This window comes from Trebonia kvetii (genome assembly GCF_007827045.1).
GTDB classification, from domain to species: Bacteria; Actinomycetota; Actinomycetes; order Streptosporangiales; family Streptosporangiaceae; genus Trebonia; species Trebonia kvetii.
This window is the reverse complement of the sequence record NZ_RPFW01000001.1, coordinates 1,302,431-1,318,689: the sequence shown is the minus strand read 5'-3', so window position 1 is coordinate 1,318,689 and position 16,259 is coordinate 1,302,431. Positions and strand designations below refer to the sequence as shown.

The following is a 16,259-nucleotide window of genomic DNA, read 5'->3' as shown; positions in this document are numbered from 1 at the left end:
TTGAATTGTCTAGACCAGTCTCTTGCCTGGCCAGCACCCGTTGGCAATACAATGATACGAAACAGTGTCATTAAACTTTCCGGCGCGACCTACGAGGTCCCGGCGCGACCCACGAGGTCGGGGAAGGCCACACGATGGCAAGTCAGGCACGCCAGCGGCGATCAGCGCCGCAGGCACCGCCCGCGCGGAGCGTACCCGCGGAGGAGATCACCGCGAAGCACGCGGCTGCCGACACCGCGCCAGCCGCAGCAGGTAACGCCGAACGTAATGCCGAAAGTAGCGCGGAAAGCAACGCCGGCCGGAGCGAGCAGCTCCGCTCGTTCTACCGGGACATGCTGCTCATCCGGCGCTTCGAGGAGCGCACCGCCCGCGCCTACACCGAGGCGCTCATCGGCGGCTACTGCCACCTCAACCTGGGCGAGGAAGCCAGTGTCGTCGGCCTGATGGCGGCGCTCAAGCCCACCGACTACCTGTTCACGAACTACCGCGAGCACGGCTACGCGCTGATGCGCGGCATCGAGCCGAACCGCGTGATGGCCGAGCTCTACGGCCGCGTCGACGGCGTCTCCAAGGGCTGGGGCGGGTCGATGCACATGTTCGACGTCACGCACCGGCTGCTGGGCGGCTACGGCATCGTTGGCGGCCAGCTTCCGCTGGCGACCGGTGCGGCGCTCGCCATCGACTACCGCGGCGGCGACGAGGTCGTGATGTGCACCCTCGGCGACGGCACCACCGCCATCGGCGCCTTCCACGAGTCACTGAACATCGCGGCGCTGTGGCACCTGCCTGTCGTGTTCGTCATCATCAACAACGGCCTCGGCATGGGCACCACGGTCGCCAAGTCGTCCGCCGAGCCCGACCTCTACAAGCGGGGCGCCGCGTACCGCATGCAGTCGGCGCGCGTCGACGGCTTCGACCCGGTAGCCGTGCACGAGGCGGCGGCCAAGGCCGTCGAGGCGGCCCGCTCGGGCAAGCCGTACCTGCTCGAGGTGATCACCGAACGGCTGCGCGGCCACTCCGTGGTCGACCCCGCCAAGTACCGGTCGGCGGAAGAGGTCGAGCGGCTCAAGCACGAGGACCCGATCCAGATCTTCGGCGCCAAGCTGACCGTGGACGGCGTGCTGAACGCGGACTCGATCGCCGCGATCGAGGCAGAGGTGGCCGGCATCGTCACCGCCGCCGCCGACTTCGCCGCGAACAGCCCGCATCCGGCGGTGTCCACGCTGTTCGACTACACCTACGCCACGCCGGTCGCCAACGACTCGCGCCGCCTGCCGGGCCAGCCGCTGTTCGAGCCTGCGCCGTTCCCCGCGATGCCGGCTGGAGCGCGCGCATGAGCATCATGACCTACCGCCAGGCGCTGCACGACACGCTGCGCGCGGAGATGCTCAGGGACGACAGCGTCTTCCTGATGGGCGAGGAGATCGGCGTCTTCGAGGGCTCGTACAAGATCACCGCGGGCCTGCTGAAGGAGTTCGGCGAGAAGCGCGTCCGCGACACCCCGATCGCCGAGGAGGGCTTCGCCGGCGCTGCGATCGGCGCGGCCATGCTCGGCCTGCGCCCGGTCGTCGAGATGATGACGATCAACTTCTCGATGCTCGCCCTCGACCAGATCATCAACCACGCGGCGAAGATCTACGGCATGTTCGGCGGCCAGGCCAGCGTCCCGCTCGTCATCCGCACGCCGGGCGGCGGCGGCCAGCAGCTCGGCGCGACGCACTCGCAGAACATCGAGCTGTTCTACGCCTTCATCCCCGGCATGAAGGTGGTCGCGCCGTCCAGCCCGGCCGACGCCAAGGCGCTGCTGCTCGCCGCGATCCGCGACAACGACCCGGTGCTCTTCCTGGAGAACCTCGCACTCTACAACACCAAGGGCGAGGTGCCGGACGACGACACCCCGGCGGAGATCGGCAAGGCCGCCGTCACCAGGCCAGGCAGGGACCTGACGCTGATCGGCTACTCGCGGATGGCGCACGTCGCGGCCGAGGTCGCCCAGCGGCTCGCCGAGTCCGACGGCCTGGACATCGAGGTCGTCGACCTGCGCAGCCTGCGACCGCTCGACCGTGAGACGATCGTCGAGTCGGTCAAGAAGACGCATGCCGCCGTGGTCCTCGAGGACGACTGGCTGACCTACGGGATCGGCGCCGAAGTCGCGGCCTCGATCTCGGATGGCGCGTTCGACTACCTGGACGCGCCGGTCCGCCGGGTTGCGATGGCCGAGGTGCCGATGCCGTACGCGAAGCCGCTTGAGACAGCGGCGCTGCCGTCGCGCGATGACGTGATAAACGCCATCCGCCAGACGCTCGCCGCCGTGGGCCACCGCGCTACGCCGCTCGCGCAAGGAGTACCGCACTCGTGATTGAGATCAAGATGCCGCGCCTTTCCGACACGATGGAAGAGGGCGCGATCTCGACCTGGCACAAGAAGCCGGGCGACAAGGTCGCGGTCGGCGACGTCCTCGTCGAGATCGAGACCGACAAGGCGGTCATGGAGTACGAGGCGTACCAGTCCGGCACCCTGGCCGAGATCCTGGTGCCCGAGGGCCAGAACGCCGACATCGGCGCGCCGATCGCGCTGCTTGATGACGGTACCGGCGGTCCCGCGCCGTCCGTCCCGGCCGCGCCGGCCCAAACCGCTTCCCCCGAACGGGTTGAGCCGACTCCGCCCCCGCCCGCAGCCTCGCCAAGCCAGGAGACGGCCCCAGCGGCCGTTTCCTCCGGGCCCGCCGACGAAGCCGCGCAGGACACGGGCAACGGCACCGCCAATGGCATCGCCCGCTCCGTCGCCTCGCCCCTGGTACGGAAGCTGGCCAGGGAGAACCACCTGGACCTGTCGCACGTCACGGGCAGCGGACCGGGCGGCCGCATCATCCGCGCCGACATCAGCGGCCTGCTGTCCGGCGGCGGCCCCGCGGCCGCGCAGGCTCCGTCCGCTCCCGCGGCGGCCCCGGTGGTACCGGCCGCCGCGCCCGCGCCCGCCGCGCCGATCGCCGCGCCCGCGCCCGCCGCGCCGATCGCCGCGCCCGCGACCGTCGCGCCGGCGGTGCCCGCCGCAGCGGCCGACGAGGTGCGCGGCACGCACGGCGTGCCGATCACCCAGGTCCGCCGGGTGATCGCCCGCCGCTTGTCGGCGAGTGCCAGCGAGATCCCGCACTTCTACGTGACGGCGGTCGCCGACGCGCAGGAGCTGATGGACCTGCGCGCCACGCTGAACGCGCAGCTCACCGAGGGCGGCCGGGCCAAGGTCAGCGTCAACGACCTGCTGATCCGCGCCTGCGCGCTCGCCCTGCGCGCGCACCCGGACGTCAACGTCTCCTACGACGGCGACGCGAGCAAGGTCATGCTGGTCCACGACCGGATCAACATCGGCGTCGCGGTGGCCGCGGAAAGCGGCCTCATCGTCCCGGTGATCAGGGACGCGGACACCAAGACCGTCACCCAGCTCGGCGCCGAGGCCAAGAAGCTCGTGGCCCTCGCCGCCGAGCGGAAGCTCACGCCGGAGCAGACGAGCGGCGGCACGTTCAGCATCAGCAACCTCGGGATGTTCGGCGTGGAGCACTTCACCGCCATCATCAACCCGCCGGAGGCGGCGATCCTGGCCGTCGGCGCGACCACCAGGGAGCCGGCCATCGTGGGGGACACCGTGCAGCCCCGCTACCGCCTGCGGTACACCCTGTCGGTGGACCACCGGGTGGTCGACGGCGCCCTGGCGGCGAAGTTCCTCCAGACGCTGACCAGCCTCATCGAGCACCCCTGGATGATCATCGCCTGACCTACGTCACGTTTCCCCGGCGTAAGAGCGCCGGGGAAACGTGACTGAAACAAAAGTCTCCTTCTTTCACGAGCGCGAAATACACAGGTACACCTGGCGACATCTGCGTTTGTGAATCTGCTTACGGCAAGGAAAGAAGGAGACAGGTGTGAAGATTGATACTGGTTCTACCGCGTGGATGCTCGCGAGTACCGCGCTTGTCCTGCTGATGACCCCCGGCCTGGCCTTCTTCTACGGAGGAATGACCAGGGCGAAGAGCGTTCTGAACATGATGATGATGAGCTGGGTCGCCATCGTCACCGTCTCGATCGCGTGGGTCCTGTACGGCGACTCCCTGTCGTTCGCACCGGGCAACAAGTTCATCGGCGGATTCGCCTTCCTGGGCGAGCACGGGCTCGTGGGCACTGACACTCGGGTGAACGGCATACCTGACCTGCTGTTCTCCGTCTTCCAGCTCACCTTCGCCGTCATCACGGTCGCGCTGATCAGCGGCGCGATCGCGGACCGGACCAAGTTCGGCGCCTGGGCGGTGTTCACCGTCGCCTGGGCGACGTTGGTGTACTTCCCCGTCGCGCACTGGGTGTGGGGCGGCGGCTGGCTCACCAGCCTCGGCATCGAGGACTTCGCCGGCGGCACCGTGGTCCACGTCAACGCCGGCTCCGCGGGCCTCGCGCTCGCGCTCGTCCTCGGCAAGCGGCGCGGCTGGGGCAAGGACCCGATGCGGCCGCACAACCTCCCGCTGACCCTGCTCGGCGCCGGCCTGCTGTGGTTCGGCTGGTTCGGCTTCAACGCGGGCTCCGAGCTGGCCGCGGACGGCACCGCCGCCCTGGCCTTCTTCAACACTCAGATCGCCACGGCTGCCGCGGCGGGCGGCTGGCTGCTCGTCGAGCGCTACCGCGACGGCAAGCCGACCTCGCTCGGCGTCGCCTCCGGTGCGGTCGCCGGCCTCGTCGCGATCACCCCCGCCTGCGCGTTCATCGATCCCTGGGCGGCGATCGTGCTCGGCCTGCTCACCGGCGCCCTCTGCTGCTGCGCGATCGGGCTCAAGCACAAGCTCGGCTTCGACGACTCGCTCGACGTGGTGGGCGTCCACCTGGTCGGCGGCGCGTTCGGCGCGATCTCGCTCGGCTTCCTCGCCGCCTACCCGCTTATCGCGGGGCAGCGCAAGGGCCTGTTCTACGGCGGCGGCATCCACCAGCTCGGTGTGCAGGTGCTCGGCCCGGTGGCGGTCGGCCTGTACTCGTTCGCAGTCGCCTGGATCCTCGGCAAGATCATCGACAAGACGATGGGCTTCCGCATCCCAGAAGAGGACGAGGTGGCAGGCATCGACATCATCGAACACGCCGAGTCTGCCTACGAATTCAGCAACGTTCCCCAGCTCCACGGCGGCAGCGGCCTCATGACCAGGGACGACCGCGAAGTTGTCGACGACAAGGCAAAGGAACCGGCCTCCGGGGTCCACTGACCCCACCGGGCTTCCGTCAGGCCCCGCCACCTGCCCAGCGCCACTCGACCCGGCGCTGCCAGGGGGCGGGGCCTCGCCATGTCCAAGCGGTTCGGTCAGCGGACGGTCGTGAACGAAGTCGACCTGGCCATTCCCCGTGGTGCGGTGTGCGGCTTCGTCGGGCCGAACGGTGCGGGCAAGACCACGACCATCCGCATGCTCCTCGGCCTGATCCGGCCGACGTCCGGCGGCGGGCAGGTCCTGGGCGGCAGCCTCACCGACCCCGCGAGCTACCTGAGCAAGGTGGGCGCTCTCATCGAGTCGCCCGCCTTTTACCCGGCCCTCAGCGGCCGCGACAATCTCAAGGCGCTGGCCCGCCTCGGCAGCCTCGACCTGGCCGCGGTCGGGCCGGCCATGGAGCGCGCCGGCCTGACCGCCCGCGCCGGTGACAAGTACCGCGCGTACTCGCTGGGCATGAGCAGCGCCTTGGCATCGCCGCGGCCCTGCTGCCCGCACCGGAGCTGCTAATCCTTGACGAGCCGACGAACGGACTCGATCCGGCGGGCATCGTCGAGATGCGCGGCCTGATCCGCTCGCTGGCTGGTGACGGGATGACGGTGCTCGTGTCGAGCCATCTGATTTCCGAAATCGAGCAGATCTGCGACCACGTGGTGATGATCAGGGCGGGGCGCCTTGTCCACCAGGGCACGGTCGCGGAACTGCGGGCCGAGCAGCAGCCCGATTTCGTTGTCGCGGCCGAGCACGACTCGGACCGCGCGCAGCTGGCCAAGGTGCTCGACACCGCTGGCTGCACGGTATCCGACCGCCCAGGCGAGTCCGGGCTGCTTGTCCAGGCGGCCGGCCTCGGCGCGGCGGACATCAACCGCCTCGCGGCGCGCAACGGCATCACGCTCCGCCAGCTCGCCGAGCAGACCCGGAGCCTTGAGCACGCGTTCTTCGCGCTGACCGGCACGCAGTCCGCCGACGTGGCCACCGGCCAGGAGATGGGAGCGATCAGATGACCTGGGCAGCGTTCACCAGTGAATGGACCAAGCTGAAGCGCAGGACCCTGCTGCTTTCCACCTTCCTCGGGCTCGCCGCGGCGGCCTCGCTCTTCGTGATCCTGCTGTTCACCCAGGCGCCCGCCCATGGTGACGGCGGCGGCCTGCCGTCGCTGCAGCAGCTCGCCAAGCCGAACGGCCTGATCGTCGGCGTCACCAGGGCCACCATGCTGCTCGGGATCGTGGCCTTCGGCATCGCGGCCGCACAGGCGGCGTCCGAGTACAGCCTCGGCACCCTTCGCCAGCTGCTGGTGCGGCAGCCGCGCCGGATCACGCTGCTGGCAGGCAAGATGCTCGGCGTCGTCTCGTTCCTGCTGCTCGCGTTCCTATTCGCCGCGGTGGTGGCGTTCGCGGTGGCGATCGTGGCCGCGCACGGCCGTCACGTGTCGACTAGCGCGTGGTTCACCGGCACCGGGCTCGGTGACCTGTTCCGCGCGCTCGGCGACATCGCGCTTGCCGTCGTCGGCTACACCGTGCTCGGCCTGGCTGTCGGCCTGTGGGTGCGCTCCGCGGTGTTCGCGGTCATCGCCGGCCTTGCCTGGATCATCGCCATCGAGAACATCGTCGTGCGGATCGTGCCGGGCACCGCCCACTGGCTGCCAGGCACGTCGCTTGCCACGGTGGCCTCGGGCGGCGGAGAAGGAATCAGCTACGGTCATGGCCTGATAGTCGGGGCGGTCTACCTGGCGGCAGCCGTCACCGCCGCGGCGGTCGTCTTCCGGCGCAGCGACGTAACCGCCTGACGCGGAACGGGTCGCAACACCGCTGCCCAGCGGGGACATGACCGGGTGCCCGCTGGGTAGTGACCGTCCGTTGACTCAGCAGCCACAGGAGGGAGCGGCACGATGACGATCATTCCGGACGGCATGGGACAGGGGCCGGTGCTTCAGGAGGCCATGCGCGAACTCGAGGCGGCCATCCACGACGCGCGCGTCGCGTTCGACTGCATCGGTCTCGGTGAGATCGACCGCGCGTCCACCAGCGCGCTGACCGCCCGCGTCGCGATCGACGCCGCGGTGACCGCCCTGCAGGCCGCGCAGTCCCAGTCGCCCCTGGGCGGCGGGGACGACCTTGGACCTGGCGACCACATCCTGCGGTGACGAAGCGTTCGCGAAAACACCACCTTACGGCTCGGATGTCCTCGGCGTTACGACGGTATGAGAGGCGATGATTCGTCGCCCTGAACGGCGCGGCAGGGCGGCGGGCAGGCATGATGTCCTTGTGCGGCAGCCTTACCGCTTCCGCAGGACGGTCAGGAATTCCGGCCGCCGCCGGGCGTACCGCCGTCAACGAGGCCGAAGGGGAACCGGCATGCCAGCAAAGGTGGGCTACCTGATGATCGATGCCGCGAGGCCGGCGGCACTGGCGGGATTCTGGTGCGGCCTGCTCGCCCTGTCCACGGCCGCGGAGTCCGACGACGGCGACTACCTTGTCCTCTCGCCGACGGAGGACGGCCTCACGCTCGGCTTCCAGCGGGTGGCCGACGCCAAGCTCGGCAAGAACCGGCTGCACCTCGACCTGATGGTCGACGACCTCGACGAGGTCACCGCCGAGGTCGAGCGGCTCGGCGGCCGCTGGCTCGAGCCGGGAACCACCCGCGACCTCGACGAATTCCGGTGGCGTTGCATGGCCGACCCCGAGGGCAACGAGTTCGACATCGCCGTCCTGACCTCCTGACCGCCGCGACGCGGGCAACATATACCGTGGGTGTGGAGGGCGAGGTCGGTTCCGCGCCAGCTCCCGCGACACGGTCGAGGGGGCCCGCCCGGCCCGGGGTCGAGGCTGACGTTCGAGGAGCGCGAGGCGGTCCTGCACTACCTATTCGACAAGTCCTTTTACAAGCCGGGCGAAGAGAACTCGGTATATCTCGCCCTGTTCGAGGAAGCGCTGCGCGACGCCGCGCTGCGCAAGCTGTTCCTTAGGACGGCCACACCGGCAGGTCGACGCGTGACGCGCGCGCGGTGTCGTGGGAGATCTCCTGGTCCGCCCGGTGCAGCTCGGTGGCGGTGCCCGCGGGCTCACCGCCGCCGGTGTTGCGCGCGTAGCGCGGGTGCGCGCCGGAGCTGACCTGGAGGCCGATGCGGTGCCCCGCCGCGAAGCGGTGGAAGGCCGGCCAGAGCCGCACCTCCACCTCGGCGAAGCCCTCCTCGTCCGGCTCCGGGTCCGTGGCGAGAGTGCCGACGGCGCCGGTGCGCCGGATCCCGTCGCAGACGGTCATCGAGCGCCCGTCCGGGTGGACGTCACAGATGCGGACGAACACGTCCGCACTGGAAGCCGAGGAGCGGAACCTGATCCTGGCCACCGGCTGGCCGGCCACCACCACCGCGTCCGCGAGCGGGGCGCTGCGGAACACCGTGACGTCGGCGCGCCGTTCGTGGGCGGCGTTGTCGACCGGCTCGCAGTGCGGCAGCAGGCTCGGGCCGCCGAGCGCCGGCGTGGGGTCGGCGGGGTCGTAGCGATAACCGGTGACGCCGCCGTCGGGCGCTGCCGGGTCGAGCAGTCCTGACGCGTGCAGGTGCCACGGCTGGCTGACCGCGCCGGGCGGCGGCCACGCGGGCAGGTCGTGCCACTGCCCAGCCCCGGTGAGATCAGCCCCGGTGAGGAACGCGCGCACCGGCGCCGCCCGCGTGCCAGCGACGCCGCCGAAGTGCTCCTTGAGGAATTCCGCCGACTCCGCGACCGACGGACCGCCCATGCCGCGGGAGACGTGCCCCCACGGGCCGATGGTCAGCCGGGGCGGGCGGCCCGCGGCGGCGAGCTGCGCGTAGTTGTCTAGCTGCCACGGCAGGAAGATGTCATACCAGCCGGTGATCATGTAGACGGGCGCGGTGACGGCGGGGACCGACGCGGTGTGCGACTGGCTGGCCCAGTAGTCGTCGGTGAGCCGCTCGTGGCTGAGCCAGTCCTGGTACCAGCCGATCGGCGCCCCCGCCGCGGCGGTGTCGCCGTCGCGCAGCGGCAGCACGCCGAACGCCTTTTCCAGCTTCGGGTCGGGGCGGAGCTGGGACAGCAGCAGCGGCACCATGGCACGCCGGCGCATCCGGTCCATCATCTGCGACCAGCCGAGCGCGTTGCGTAGCGCGAAGGCGCCGTTGTCCCAGGTGATCGCGCCGAAGTCGGGCATGGTGGTGACCAGGCAGAGGGCGTCGGGTGCGTCGTCCGGATCGTCGCGCTGCAGGTGGCCCGCGACCGCCCACTGGGTGTACCCGAGGTAGCTAGGCCCGAAGGTGGCCACGGTCCCGGAGCACCACGGCTGCTTGCGCACCCACCGGTGCGTGGTGATCCCGTCCGCCTGCTCGTCGACCTGCGGGGTGAACTGCCCGCCTGACCCCCAGGTGCCGCGGCAGCTCTGGATCAGCACGGTGAAGCCCTCGCGGGCAAGCGCCGAGCCCTGGACGCCAAAGGGACGCCGCCCGTACGGAGAGCGGATGACGATCGCCGGAAGCGGCGGGCTCACCTCGCCGACGGGAGAGTACAGGTCGGCGAGGAGCTCCACGCCGTCGTCCATCGGTACCCGGAGCTTGCGCTGCACGGTGACGTCGTACGGGCCGGGCGCGAACCCTTCGAGCGCCCTGGTCTGCAGCCACCGGGACAGCCGGCCGCGTCTTGAGGTCATCGAGCGTCCTTTCGTCTTGGACAAGTGTGCCGGACCGGACCGCAGAGCGCTATATCAGTTAGCGGTATGCGCGGCGAAGAACCGCCAGATGACCTCGGTCGCGTTCAGCGCGGTAGACGGCGGGTCGAGGCCAAACAGCTTCTGCACGACCGGGCTCGACGCGCCGTCCGGCCACTGGTGCCCCGCCCCGGCGATGGTGATCAGCTCCACCGCCCGCCCCGCCGGGCAGCGCGCCACCGACGTGGTCACCGTCGCCCGGGTGCGCACAGCCGGGGCCGCGCAGTCGTCGGCGTGCCGCCACAGGGCGTTGACCGCGGGTACCGACGGGCCGTCGATGTGCGCGAAGCCGTCACCCCCGCCGCCGTCGTACGGGATGTTCTTGTCCGCGGTGCCGTGGATGGCGATCACCGACAGGCGCGCCGGATGCGCACAGCCGCCAAGCTGGGTGGCCGAGTCCGGCCCGATGGCGGCGAAGACCGCGGTGCAGCAGGCAAGGTCGTAGGCCATGATGCCGCCGTTGCTGATGCCGGTGGCGTAGACCCGTCCGGCGTCGACGTGCACCACGCGGGAGACGGCGGCCACCACGGCGGTGAGGAAGCCGACGTCATCGACCCCGTTCTTGGCCGGCGTCCCGCAGCAGCCGCCGCCCGCGTTCCACGCCCGGTTGAGCCCGTTCGGGTACACGACAAGGAAGTGGCCAGCCTCACCTTCGGCGTCCCAACCATACGATTTCTCCGCTTCGCGCGCGCTGCCGAACCCGCCGTGCAGCATGACCACCGGCGGTGCGGCGGCCGGCAGCACGGCAGGCCGGTAGACGATGTAGCTCCTGGTAAGGCCGCCAACCACGATGCTGTGCGTCGATGACCCGACGGGCACGGACATCGCGCCGCCTCCGCCCGCCTCCTGGTGCGACTGCCTGCATCCGGCAAGGACGGCCACCAGGGCCACCGCGGCCACGACCGCAAGCCGTACGCGACGCCCCGAACGCCAGGAAGACCCCGCTCCAGACCCCATGCCGTGAATGTACCGGCGCGCCCCGGCAATCGCGCGACTAGTAGTACCAGGGGAACCGCTGCCAGTCGGGCTCGCGCTTTTCCAGGAACGAGTCGCGGCCCTCGGCCGCCTCGTCCGTCATGTACGCGAGCCTGGTGGCCTCGCCGGCGAAGACCTGCTGTCCCACGAGCCCGTCGTCGATCGCGTTGAACGCGTACTTCAGCATCCGCTGGGACGTCGGGCTCTTGCCGTTGATCTTGACCGCCCAGTCGAGCGCGACCCGCTCCAGGTCCGCGTGCGGCACCACGGCGTTGACCATGCCCATCCGATGGGCCGCCTCGGCGTCGTAGGTGTCGCCGAGGAAGAAGATCTCCCGTGCGAACTTCTGGCCGACCTGGCGGGCGAGGTAGGCGGAGCCGAAGCCGCCGTCGAAGCTGGCCACGTCGGCGTCGGTCTGCTTGAACCGGGCGTGCTCGCGGCTGGCCAGGGTAAGGTCGCAGACCACGTGCAGGCTGTGCCCGCCGCCCGCGGCCCAGCCGGGCACGACGCAGATGACGACCTTGGGCATGAACCTGATGAGCCGCTGCACCTCGAGGATGTGCAGCCGTCCGCTGCGCGCCGGGTCGATGGTCTCCTTGGTCTCGCCTTCGGCGTACCGGTAGCCGTCCTTGCCGCGGATCCGCTGGTCGCCGCCGGAGCAGAAGGCCCACCCGCCGTCCCGCGGCGAGGGCCCGTTGCCAGTCAGCAGCACGCAGCCCACGTCGGAGGACATCCGCGCGTGGTCGAGTGCGGTGTACAGCTCGTCCACCGTGCGCGGGCGGAACGCGTTGCGTATCTCCGGCCTATTGAAGGCCACGCGCACGGTGCCGGAGTCCACAGCGCGGTGGTACGTGATGTCGGTGAAAGAAAACCCGTCCACCACGCGCCACCGCGCCGGGTCGAAGATCTCAGAAACCATGGCCACCATTGTGGCGGACGGCCGCACTCGCGGCCGCAGCGCCTACGGCAGGCCGAAGAAGCCGTCGGTGTTGCCCTTGGCGTCGGTGTAGAAGCCCACGATGTCGCCCTCGTCGTTGACGCCGTTGATGAAGCTGGCGCTGGCCATCGGATAGTCCACGGTGGTGAACTTGCCGTGCATCCAGGTGAACCCGTGCGTCACGGCGTTGTTGCCGGTGCCGACGTTGTACGTGCCGACGACCTCGCCCAGGTCGTTAAGCCCGAAGGCCTGGGTGGCCGACGCGCCTGGCATGGCGATTGTGACGGACCGGCCGTGGTGGAACTTGACGAAGGAGTTCGTGGCGCCACCCGCGGTCGTGTAGAAGCCGGTCTCGGTGCCCAGGTTGTTGATCCCGGTAGCGGTAAGCGAGGTCGCTCCCGGCACCGTGATCATCTTGAACCGCCTGGTCCTGATGTTGTAGGCGTAGCCGTGCGCGTTGCCCGCGGCGTCGTTGTAGAAGCCGACCGCGGTTCCCGTGTTGTTGACGCCGAGCAGCTGGTTGAAGGCTGGCTTGGCGTTATTCATCGTCGGGAAGCTGACCGCGTGGTAGTGGCCGCCCGCCCGCCAGAAGCCGATGTTGGCCCCGTTCCCCGTGACGTAGAAGCCGACGGCGATCCCCGTGTCGCTGATGCCGATGACCTGGGTCTGCGCGGAACCGGGGAAGTTCCTGTTAACGAAGTCGCGCTGGGCGTACGGCGGCAGGAGCTCGTACCCCTTGTTCGGGTGGTTAGCGTCGGCGCCGCTGCCGAAGTACCCGACGATCACGCCCTCGTTGTTGATGCCGAGAAGCTGGTTGAAGGTGACATCGCGGCGGTCGTTCAGGGTGAGGACCTGATAGCCGCCGGCCATTGTGTTCATCATCTGCGCCGAGCCGCCTCCGGCCGACGGCATGCCGCTTGCCATCGGCGAGCCGGTGGCGGTCGGCGAACTGCTTGCTGTCGCGCCGGCCAGCGCTACGTTCTGGGTGTTGCCGTTCGCGCTCGTTCCGCCGAGTGCCGCGGAACACCCGGCGGCGGCGAACGCCGCGGCGACGGCCAGCGCCCCCGACAGGAACGGCAGCGCGCGGGGGCGGAACCTGTCCAGGATGAGTCTGTTCATGATGAGGCCCCTTCGATTGGCTTAGGTGCGGCCAAACACCAAGGCCCCGCCCACCGTGGCCGTTCGTGTCTTGCCGACCCCGAGACTAATCAGGGCGACGCGGGAAACCCCGTGCTCATACGATCCGGTAAGCAGCACGTAAGCCACCGCGCACTGGTCGCGTCGGGGCGAAACCCCGGCGGTTGCTGCCGGAATGCGGCCAGGTTACGCCGAGGGCATCAGCGGCAGGGCCGGGTCCAGCTGCGTCGCGGCCGCCTCGACCTCGGCGGTCAGGTCAACACGGGAGCGCCTGCTGTAGACAGGCCCGGTCGCGTCGCTGAGCAGCAGGCGCGCCATGGCCACGCCGCGTGCCGGGACCGGCAGCGGCGCGGCAAGGCGGCTAATCAGGTCACGGATCGCTGGCTCCGCCGACACGATCCGCTCCGCGCGGACCGGCACCGCCGCGGCGGCGGCGAACGACCCGGTGCGCCGTCCCTGCGGCGCGCGCTGCGCCACCCGCAGCAGGTGCTCCCAGCTCCGCGCGACCGACGTGCGCTCCGGCAGCGAGGCGAGCTGCCTGGCGCGCGCCGTGAGCAGGCGGGAGGACTCGGGCGAGCACCCCACGGCGAGCAGGGTGTCGAGCGAGGCGCCGAAGACGCGCGCCAGGATGCCGTCGCCGAACCGGCGCGGCCACAGGACCGGCGAACCGTCAAGTTCGAGAGTGCTTCCCATAAGGCCAAGCCTCCACCTTCCCCGCCGCGCCCAACAGTGGCAGAATTGACAGGGTGCACGACAAAGCTGCCAGGAAGCCGCTGCCCGTCGCGATGATCGTGTTCGACGGCGTGGCGCTGTTCGAGATGGCCGTCGCGAGCGACGTCTTCGGCACCGACATCACTCCGGCCGACGGCGGCCCGCTGTACCGGCTGTCCATCTGCGGCCCTTCGCCGGCGGTCATGACCGAGTCGCACTTCAAGATGGAGGTGCCGAACAGCCTCGACATCGTGAGCAGCGCGCACACCATCGTGGTGCCGCCGGGCATGTTCCCGGGACACGAGGTGCCAGGCGCGGTGCTCGACAGCCTGCGGCGGGCCAGGGCTGAAGGCAAGCGGATCCTGTCGCTGTGCAGCGGCGCGTTCGTGCTCGCGGCGGCGGGCCTGCTCGACGGGCACACGGCCACCACGCACTGGTCCGAGTGCGCGGAGCTGGCCCGGATGTACCCCAGGGTCCGCGTCGACCCGCGGGTGCTTTACGTCGACGAGGGAAACCTGCTCACCTCCGCGGGCAGCGCGGCCAGCCTCGACCTGTGCCTGCACGTGGTGCAGCGCGACTACGGCACGGAGATCGCCGCACGGATCGCCCGCGATCTGGTGGTACCGCTGCACCGCCCGGGCGGCCAGGCCCAGTACATCGAGACCCCGATGCCGTCGCCCGCGGAACCCGACCTGTTCGGCGACACTCTCGCCTGGATGCGGGAGCACCTGCAGGAGCCGGTGACCGTGAGCGACCTGGCGGAACGCGCGGCGATGAGCCCGCGCACATTCGCCCGCCGCTTCCTGGCGAGCACCGGCACGACGCCGCTGCAGTGGATTCTCGCCGAGCGCATCCGCCTCGCTCAGCGCCTGCTGGAGACGACCGGCCTCCCGGTCGACGCGATCGCCCACCAGAGCGGCTTCGGCACCGCGGACAACCTACGCAAGCACTTCGGCCGCACGGTCCGCACCACCCCGCAGTCCTACCGCCGCGCCTTCCAGGCTCCCGCTAGCCTTCAGCCCGCGATCACCTGAACGGCCTCGCATAGATCCGCTCCCACCACGCGCCCGTCTCCCGCAGCTGCCGCCAGGAGGTGAACCGGTAGTGGTACAGGCTGACCCGGACCCGGGCAGGCGGCCCGGCGGGGAACGGGTTGACCCGCAGCAGCCGCAGCACGTCCGGATCCGCAGCGAGCAGTGACTGAAGCAGCCGTGACAGCCACGGCTCTGCGTAGGCCGGGGACAGCGCCGCGAACCACATCAGCCAGTCAAGCCGCAGGTGGTACGGCGCGACCTGCGGCGGCCGGCGGCGCGGGTCACCCGGCTTGCCCTTGAACTCGTACTCGAGCCAGCGCGCCTGCGGCCCCGCCAGCGGATCGGCGGTTCCCTCGATCACCAGCTCGTACCGCTGCCGGCTGATCGCGCCGAACGCGCCGTAGGTGTTGACCAGATGGAACGGGTCGAAGCTCGCGTTCATCAGCTGCCGCCGAGAGAACAGGTTCCGCGCCGGGCGCACGCTCAGCGCCACTGCGGCAGCCGTGTATCCGATGACCAGCGCCTCGTACCAGACAGGCGCGGGCGGGAAGGCCGGCGGCGCGGGCAGCAGCCCGCCGAACAGCGAGGTGTCCACCACCGAACACGCGATGACGATGGTCAGCCAGTTGAGCCAGGCGAAGTTGCCCGACGCCACCAGCCACAGCTGGGTGACGATGATGAATGCGGCCGCCACGCTCGCGGCCGGCTGCGGCGCGAAGAGCACAAGCGGCGCGGCGAACTGCGCGACGTAGTTGCCGGCCGCCTCGGCCCGGTGCACCGGGTCGGGCAGGTGATGGAAGAACCAGCTCAGCGGCCCGGGCAGCGGCTGGGTCTCGTGGTGGTAGCGCAGGCAGGTGAGGTCCCGCCAGCACCGGTCGCCGCGCAGCTTGATCAGGCCGGCGCCGAATTCGAGCCGCAGCAGCAGCCAGCGCAGCAGCCACAGCAGCACGGCGGGCGGCGGGCTGCCCGAGTTGCCGAGGACGATCGCGAGGAACCCGGCTTCCAGCAGCAGCGATTCCCAGCCGAAGCCGTACCAGGCCTGGCCGACGTTCACGATCGACTCGTACAGCGCCCAGAGCGCCAGCCAGGCCAGCATGGCGCCCCACAGCGGTATCGCGTCGCCGAGCCCGGCCGCCATCGCGGCCCCCAGCGCCGCACCCGTCCAGGCGACGAACGCGAACAGCCGGTCAGAATAGCGAAGGTGGAACAGGCTCGGCTTGCGCCGAAAGGTCACGCGGCGCAGGTAGTCGGGGATCGGCAGCAGTCCGCGGCTGCCGAGCAGCCCGCGGAACTGCCGTCCCGCCACGACGAAGGCGAGCACGTAGATCACCGCGAGCCCGCGCTCGAACACCAGCCGCGCGAACCAGTAATCAGGCGCCGCGAACCAGCTCATCCCTCATCCAGGAAACCCCAGGCCAGCCATGCGCCTGCGATACCCGCGACGGCGAGAGGCAATCCGCCGGGTCAGCGGCGCCGTCACATGATGTGACAGAACGCACTGATACGGTTGTGATCT

Annotated in this window: 16 protein-coding genes; 10 read left to right on the top strand and 6 right to left on the bottom strand. The window is 70.2% G+C overall.

Going from position 1 to position 16,259, the window contains the following annotated elements; genetic code table 11:
• Nucleotides 1–134 precede the first annotated feature (134 nt).
• The 9 genes from pdhA to EAS64_RS05980 all read left to right on the top strand — a co-directional run bounded on the left by pdhA (nucleotide 135) and on the right by EAS64_RS05980 (nucleotide 7,953).
• Entirely contained in the window at nucleotides 135–1,337 is a 1,203-nt protein-coding gene (gene pdhA / locus EAS64_RS06015; protein ID WP_145851648.1) for a pyruvate dehydrogenase (acetyl-transferring) E1 component subunit alpha, read from the top strand.
• Complete coding sequence (locus EAS64_RS06010; protein ID WP_145851647.1) at nucleotides 1,334–2,359, top strand: alpha-ketoacid dehydrogenase subunit beta; 1,026 nt, start codon at nucleotides 1,334–1,336, stop codon at nucleotides 2,357–2,359. Before pdhA ends, EAS64_RS06010 begins: the two co-directional genes overlap by 4 nt.
• On the top strand, nucleotides 2,356–3,771 hold the full coding sequence (locus tag EAS64_RS06005; protein ID WP_187365710.1) for a dihydrolipoamide acetyltransferase family protein: 1,416 nt from the start codon (nucleotides 2,356–2,358) through the stop codon (nucleotides 3,769–3,771). The genes EAS64_RS06010 and EAS64_RS06005 overlap by 4 nt, the downstream gene beginning before the upstream one ends.
• A gap of 148 nt (nucleotides 3,772–3,919) precedes the next feature.
• Entirely contained in the window at nucleotides 3,920–5,236 is a 1,317-nt protein-coding gene (locus EAS64_RS06000; protein WP_281283193.1) for an ammonium transporter, read from the top strand.
• A 78-nt stretch (nucleotides 5,237–5,314) separates the two neighbouring features.
• Nucleotides 5,315–5,743, top strand: coding sequence for an ATP-binding cassette domain-containing protein (locus EAS64_RS44565; protein ID WP_222849029.1), 429 nt, complete (start codon nucleotides 5,315–5,317; stop codon nucleotides 5,741–5,743).
• Nucleotides 5,707–6,237 (top strand): DUF8746 domain-containing protein, encoded by a 531-nt coding sequence (locus EAS64_RS44560; RefSeq protein ID WP_342782026.1) that lies wholly within the window; start codon nucleotides 5,707–5,709, stop codon nucleotides 6,235–6,237. The genes EAS64_RS44565 and EAS64_RS44560 overlap by 37 nt, the downstream gene beginning before the upstream one ends.
• Nucleotides 6,234–7,019 (top strand): DUF2705 family protein, encoded by a 786-nt coding sequence (locus EAS64_RS05990; RefSeq protein WP_145851646.1) that lies wholly within the window; start codon nucleotides 6,234–6,236, stop codon nucleotides 7,017–7,019. The genes EAS64_RS44560 and EAS64_RS05990 overlap by 4 nt, the downstream gene beginning before the upstream one ends.
• Nucleotides 7,020–7,121: 102 nt before the next feature.
• On the top strand, nucleotides 7,122–7,376 hold the full coding sequence (locus EAS64_RS05985) for a hypothetical protein (protein WP_145851645.1): 255 nt from the start codon (nucleotides 7,122–7,124) through the stop codon (nucleotides 7,374–7,376).
• 211 nt (nucleotides 7,377–7,587) lie between these two features.
• On the top strand, nucleotides 7,588–7,953 hold the full coding sequence (locus tag EAS64_RS05980) for a VOC family protein (protein WP_145851644.1): 366 nt from the start codon (nucleotides 7,588–7,590) through the stop codon (nucleotides 7,951–7,953).
• 241 nt (nucleotides 7,954–8,194) lie between these two features.
• Here the strand turns inward: EAS64_RS05980 and EAS64_RS05975 are convergent, their stop codons facing one another.
• The 5 genes from EAS64_RS05975 to EAS64_RS05955 form a co-directional block, all read right to left on the bottom strand.
• Entirely contained in the window at nucleotides 8,195–9,892 is a 1,698-nt protein-coding gene (locus tag EAS64_RS05975; RefSeq protein ID WP_145851643.1) for a CocE/NonD family hydrolase, read from the bottom strand.
• Between the two features lie 54 nt (nucleotides 9,893–9,946).
• The gene (locus tag EAS64_RS05970; RefSeq protein WP_222849027.1) at nucleotides 9,947–10,849 is read right to left on the bottom strand and encodes a CE1 family esterase; all 903 of its coding nucleotides are present in this window, start codon (nucleotides 10,847–10,849) and stop codon (nucleotides 9,947–9,949) included.
• A 94-nt stretch (nucleotides 10,850–10,943) separates the two neighbouring features.
• A complete protein-coding gene (locus EAS64_RS05965) occupies nucleotides 10,944–11,843 on the bottom strand; it encodes a 1,4-dihydroxy-2-naphthoyl-CoA synthase (RefSeq protein WP_145851641.1) in 900 nt (299 codons plus the stop codon).
• A 42-nt stretch (nucleotides 11,844–11,885) separates the two neighbouring features.
• Nucleotides 11,886–12,980, bottom strand: a complete 1,095-nt coding sequence (locus EAS64_RS05960; protein WP_145851640.1) for a hypothetical protein — start codon at nucleotides 12,978–12,980, stop codon at nucleotides 11,886–11,888.
• Nucleotides 12,981–13,184: 204 nt separating this feature from the next.
• A complete protein-coding gene (locus EAS64_RS05955; RefSeq protein WP_145851639.1) occupies nucleotides 13,185–13,691 on the bottom strand; it encodes a hypothetical protein in 507 nt (168 codons plus the stop codon).
• Nucleotides 13,692–13,744: 53 nt separating this feature from the next.
• On the opposite strand from EAS64_RS05955, the gene EAS64_RS05950 reads away from it, so the two are divergent.
• Nucleotides 13,745–14,743, top strand: a complete 999-nt coding sequence (locus tag EAS64_RS05950; protein ID WP_246115537.1) for a GlxA family transcriptional regulator — start codon at nucleotides 13,745–13,747, stop codon at nucleotides 14,741–14,743.
• On the opposite strand, the gene EAS64_RS05945 is transcribed toward EAS64_RS05950, so the two are convergent.
• Nucleotides 14,736–16,136 carry a lipase maturation factor family protein gene (locus EAS64_RS05945; RefSeq protein WP_145851638.1) on the bottom strand — a complete coding sequence of 467 codons (1,401 nt, stop codon included), beginning with the start codon at nucleotides 16,134–16,136 and terminating at the stop codon, nucleotides 14,736–14,738. The genes EAS64_RS05950 and EAS64_RS05945 overlap by 8 nt on opposite strands.
• Nucleotides 16,137–16,259: the final 123 nt, after the last annotated feature.

What these genes read in the sequence shown, in the direction of transcription:
- EAS64_RS44565 (WP_222849029.1), top strand. Translation starts at nt 5,315, where the DNA reads ATGTCCAAGCGGTTCGGTCAGCGGACGGTCGTGAACGAAGTCGACCTG.
- EAS64_RS05985 (WP_145851645.1), top strand. Translation starts at nt 7,122, where the DNA reads ATGACGATCATTCCGGACGGCATGGGACAGGGGCCGGTGCTTCAGGAG.
- EAS64_RS05965 (WP_145851641.1), bottom strand. Translation starts at nt 11,843, where the DNA reads ATGGTTTCTGAGATCTTCGACCCGGCGCGGTGGCGCGTGGTGGACGGG.
- EAS64_RS06010 (WP_145851647.1), top strand. Translation starts at nt 1,334, where the DNA reads ATGAGCATCATGACCTACCGCCAGGCGCTGCACGACACGCTGCGCGCG.
- EAS64_RS05990 (WP_145851646.1), top strand. Translation starts at nt 6,234, where the DNA reads ATGACCTGGGCAGCGTTCACCAGTGAATGGACCAAGCTGAAGCGCAGG.
- EAS64_RS05945 (WP_145851638.1), bottom strand. Translation starts at nt 16,136, where the DNA reads ATGAGCTGGTTCGCGGCGCCTGATTACTGGTTCGCGCGGCTGGTGTTC.
- EAS64_RS05980 (WP_145851644.1), top strand. Translation starts at nt 7,588, where the DNA reads ATGCCAGCAAAGGTGGGCTACCTGATGATCGATGCCGCGAGGCCGGCG.
- pdhA (WP_145851648.1), top strand. Translation starts at nt 135, where the DNA reads ATGGCAAGTCAGGCACGCCAGCGGCGATCAGCGCCGCAGGCACCGCCC.
- EAS64_RS05975 (WP_145851643.1), bottom strand. Translation starts at nt 9,892, where the DNA reads ATGACCTCAAGACGCGGCCGGCTGTCCCGGTGGCTGCAGACCAGGGCG.
- EAS64_RS05955 (WP_145851639.1), bottom strand. Translation starts at nt 13,691, where the DNA reads ATGGGAAGCACTCTCGAACTTGACGGTTCGCCGGTCCTGTGGCCGCGC.
- EAS64_RS05960 (WP_145851640.1), bottom strand. Translation starts at nt 12,980, where the DNA reads ATGAACAGACTCATCCTGGACAGGTTCCGCCCCCGCGCGCTGCCGTTC.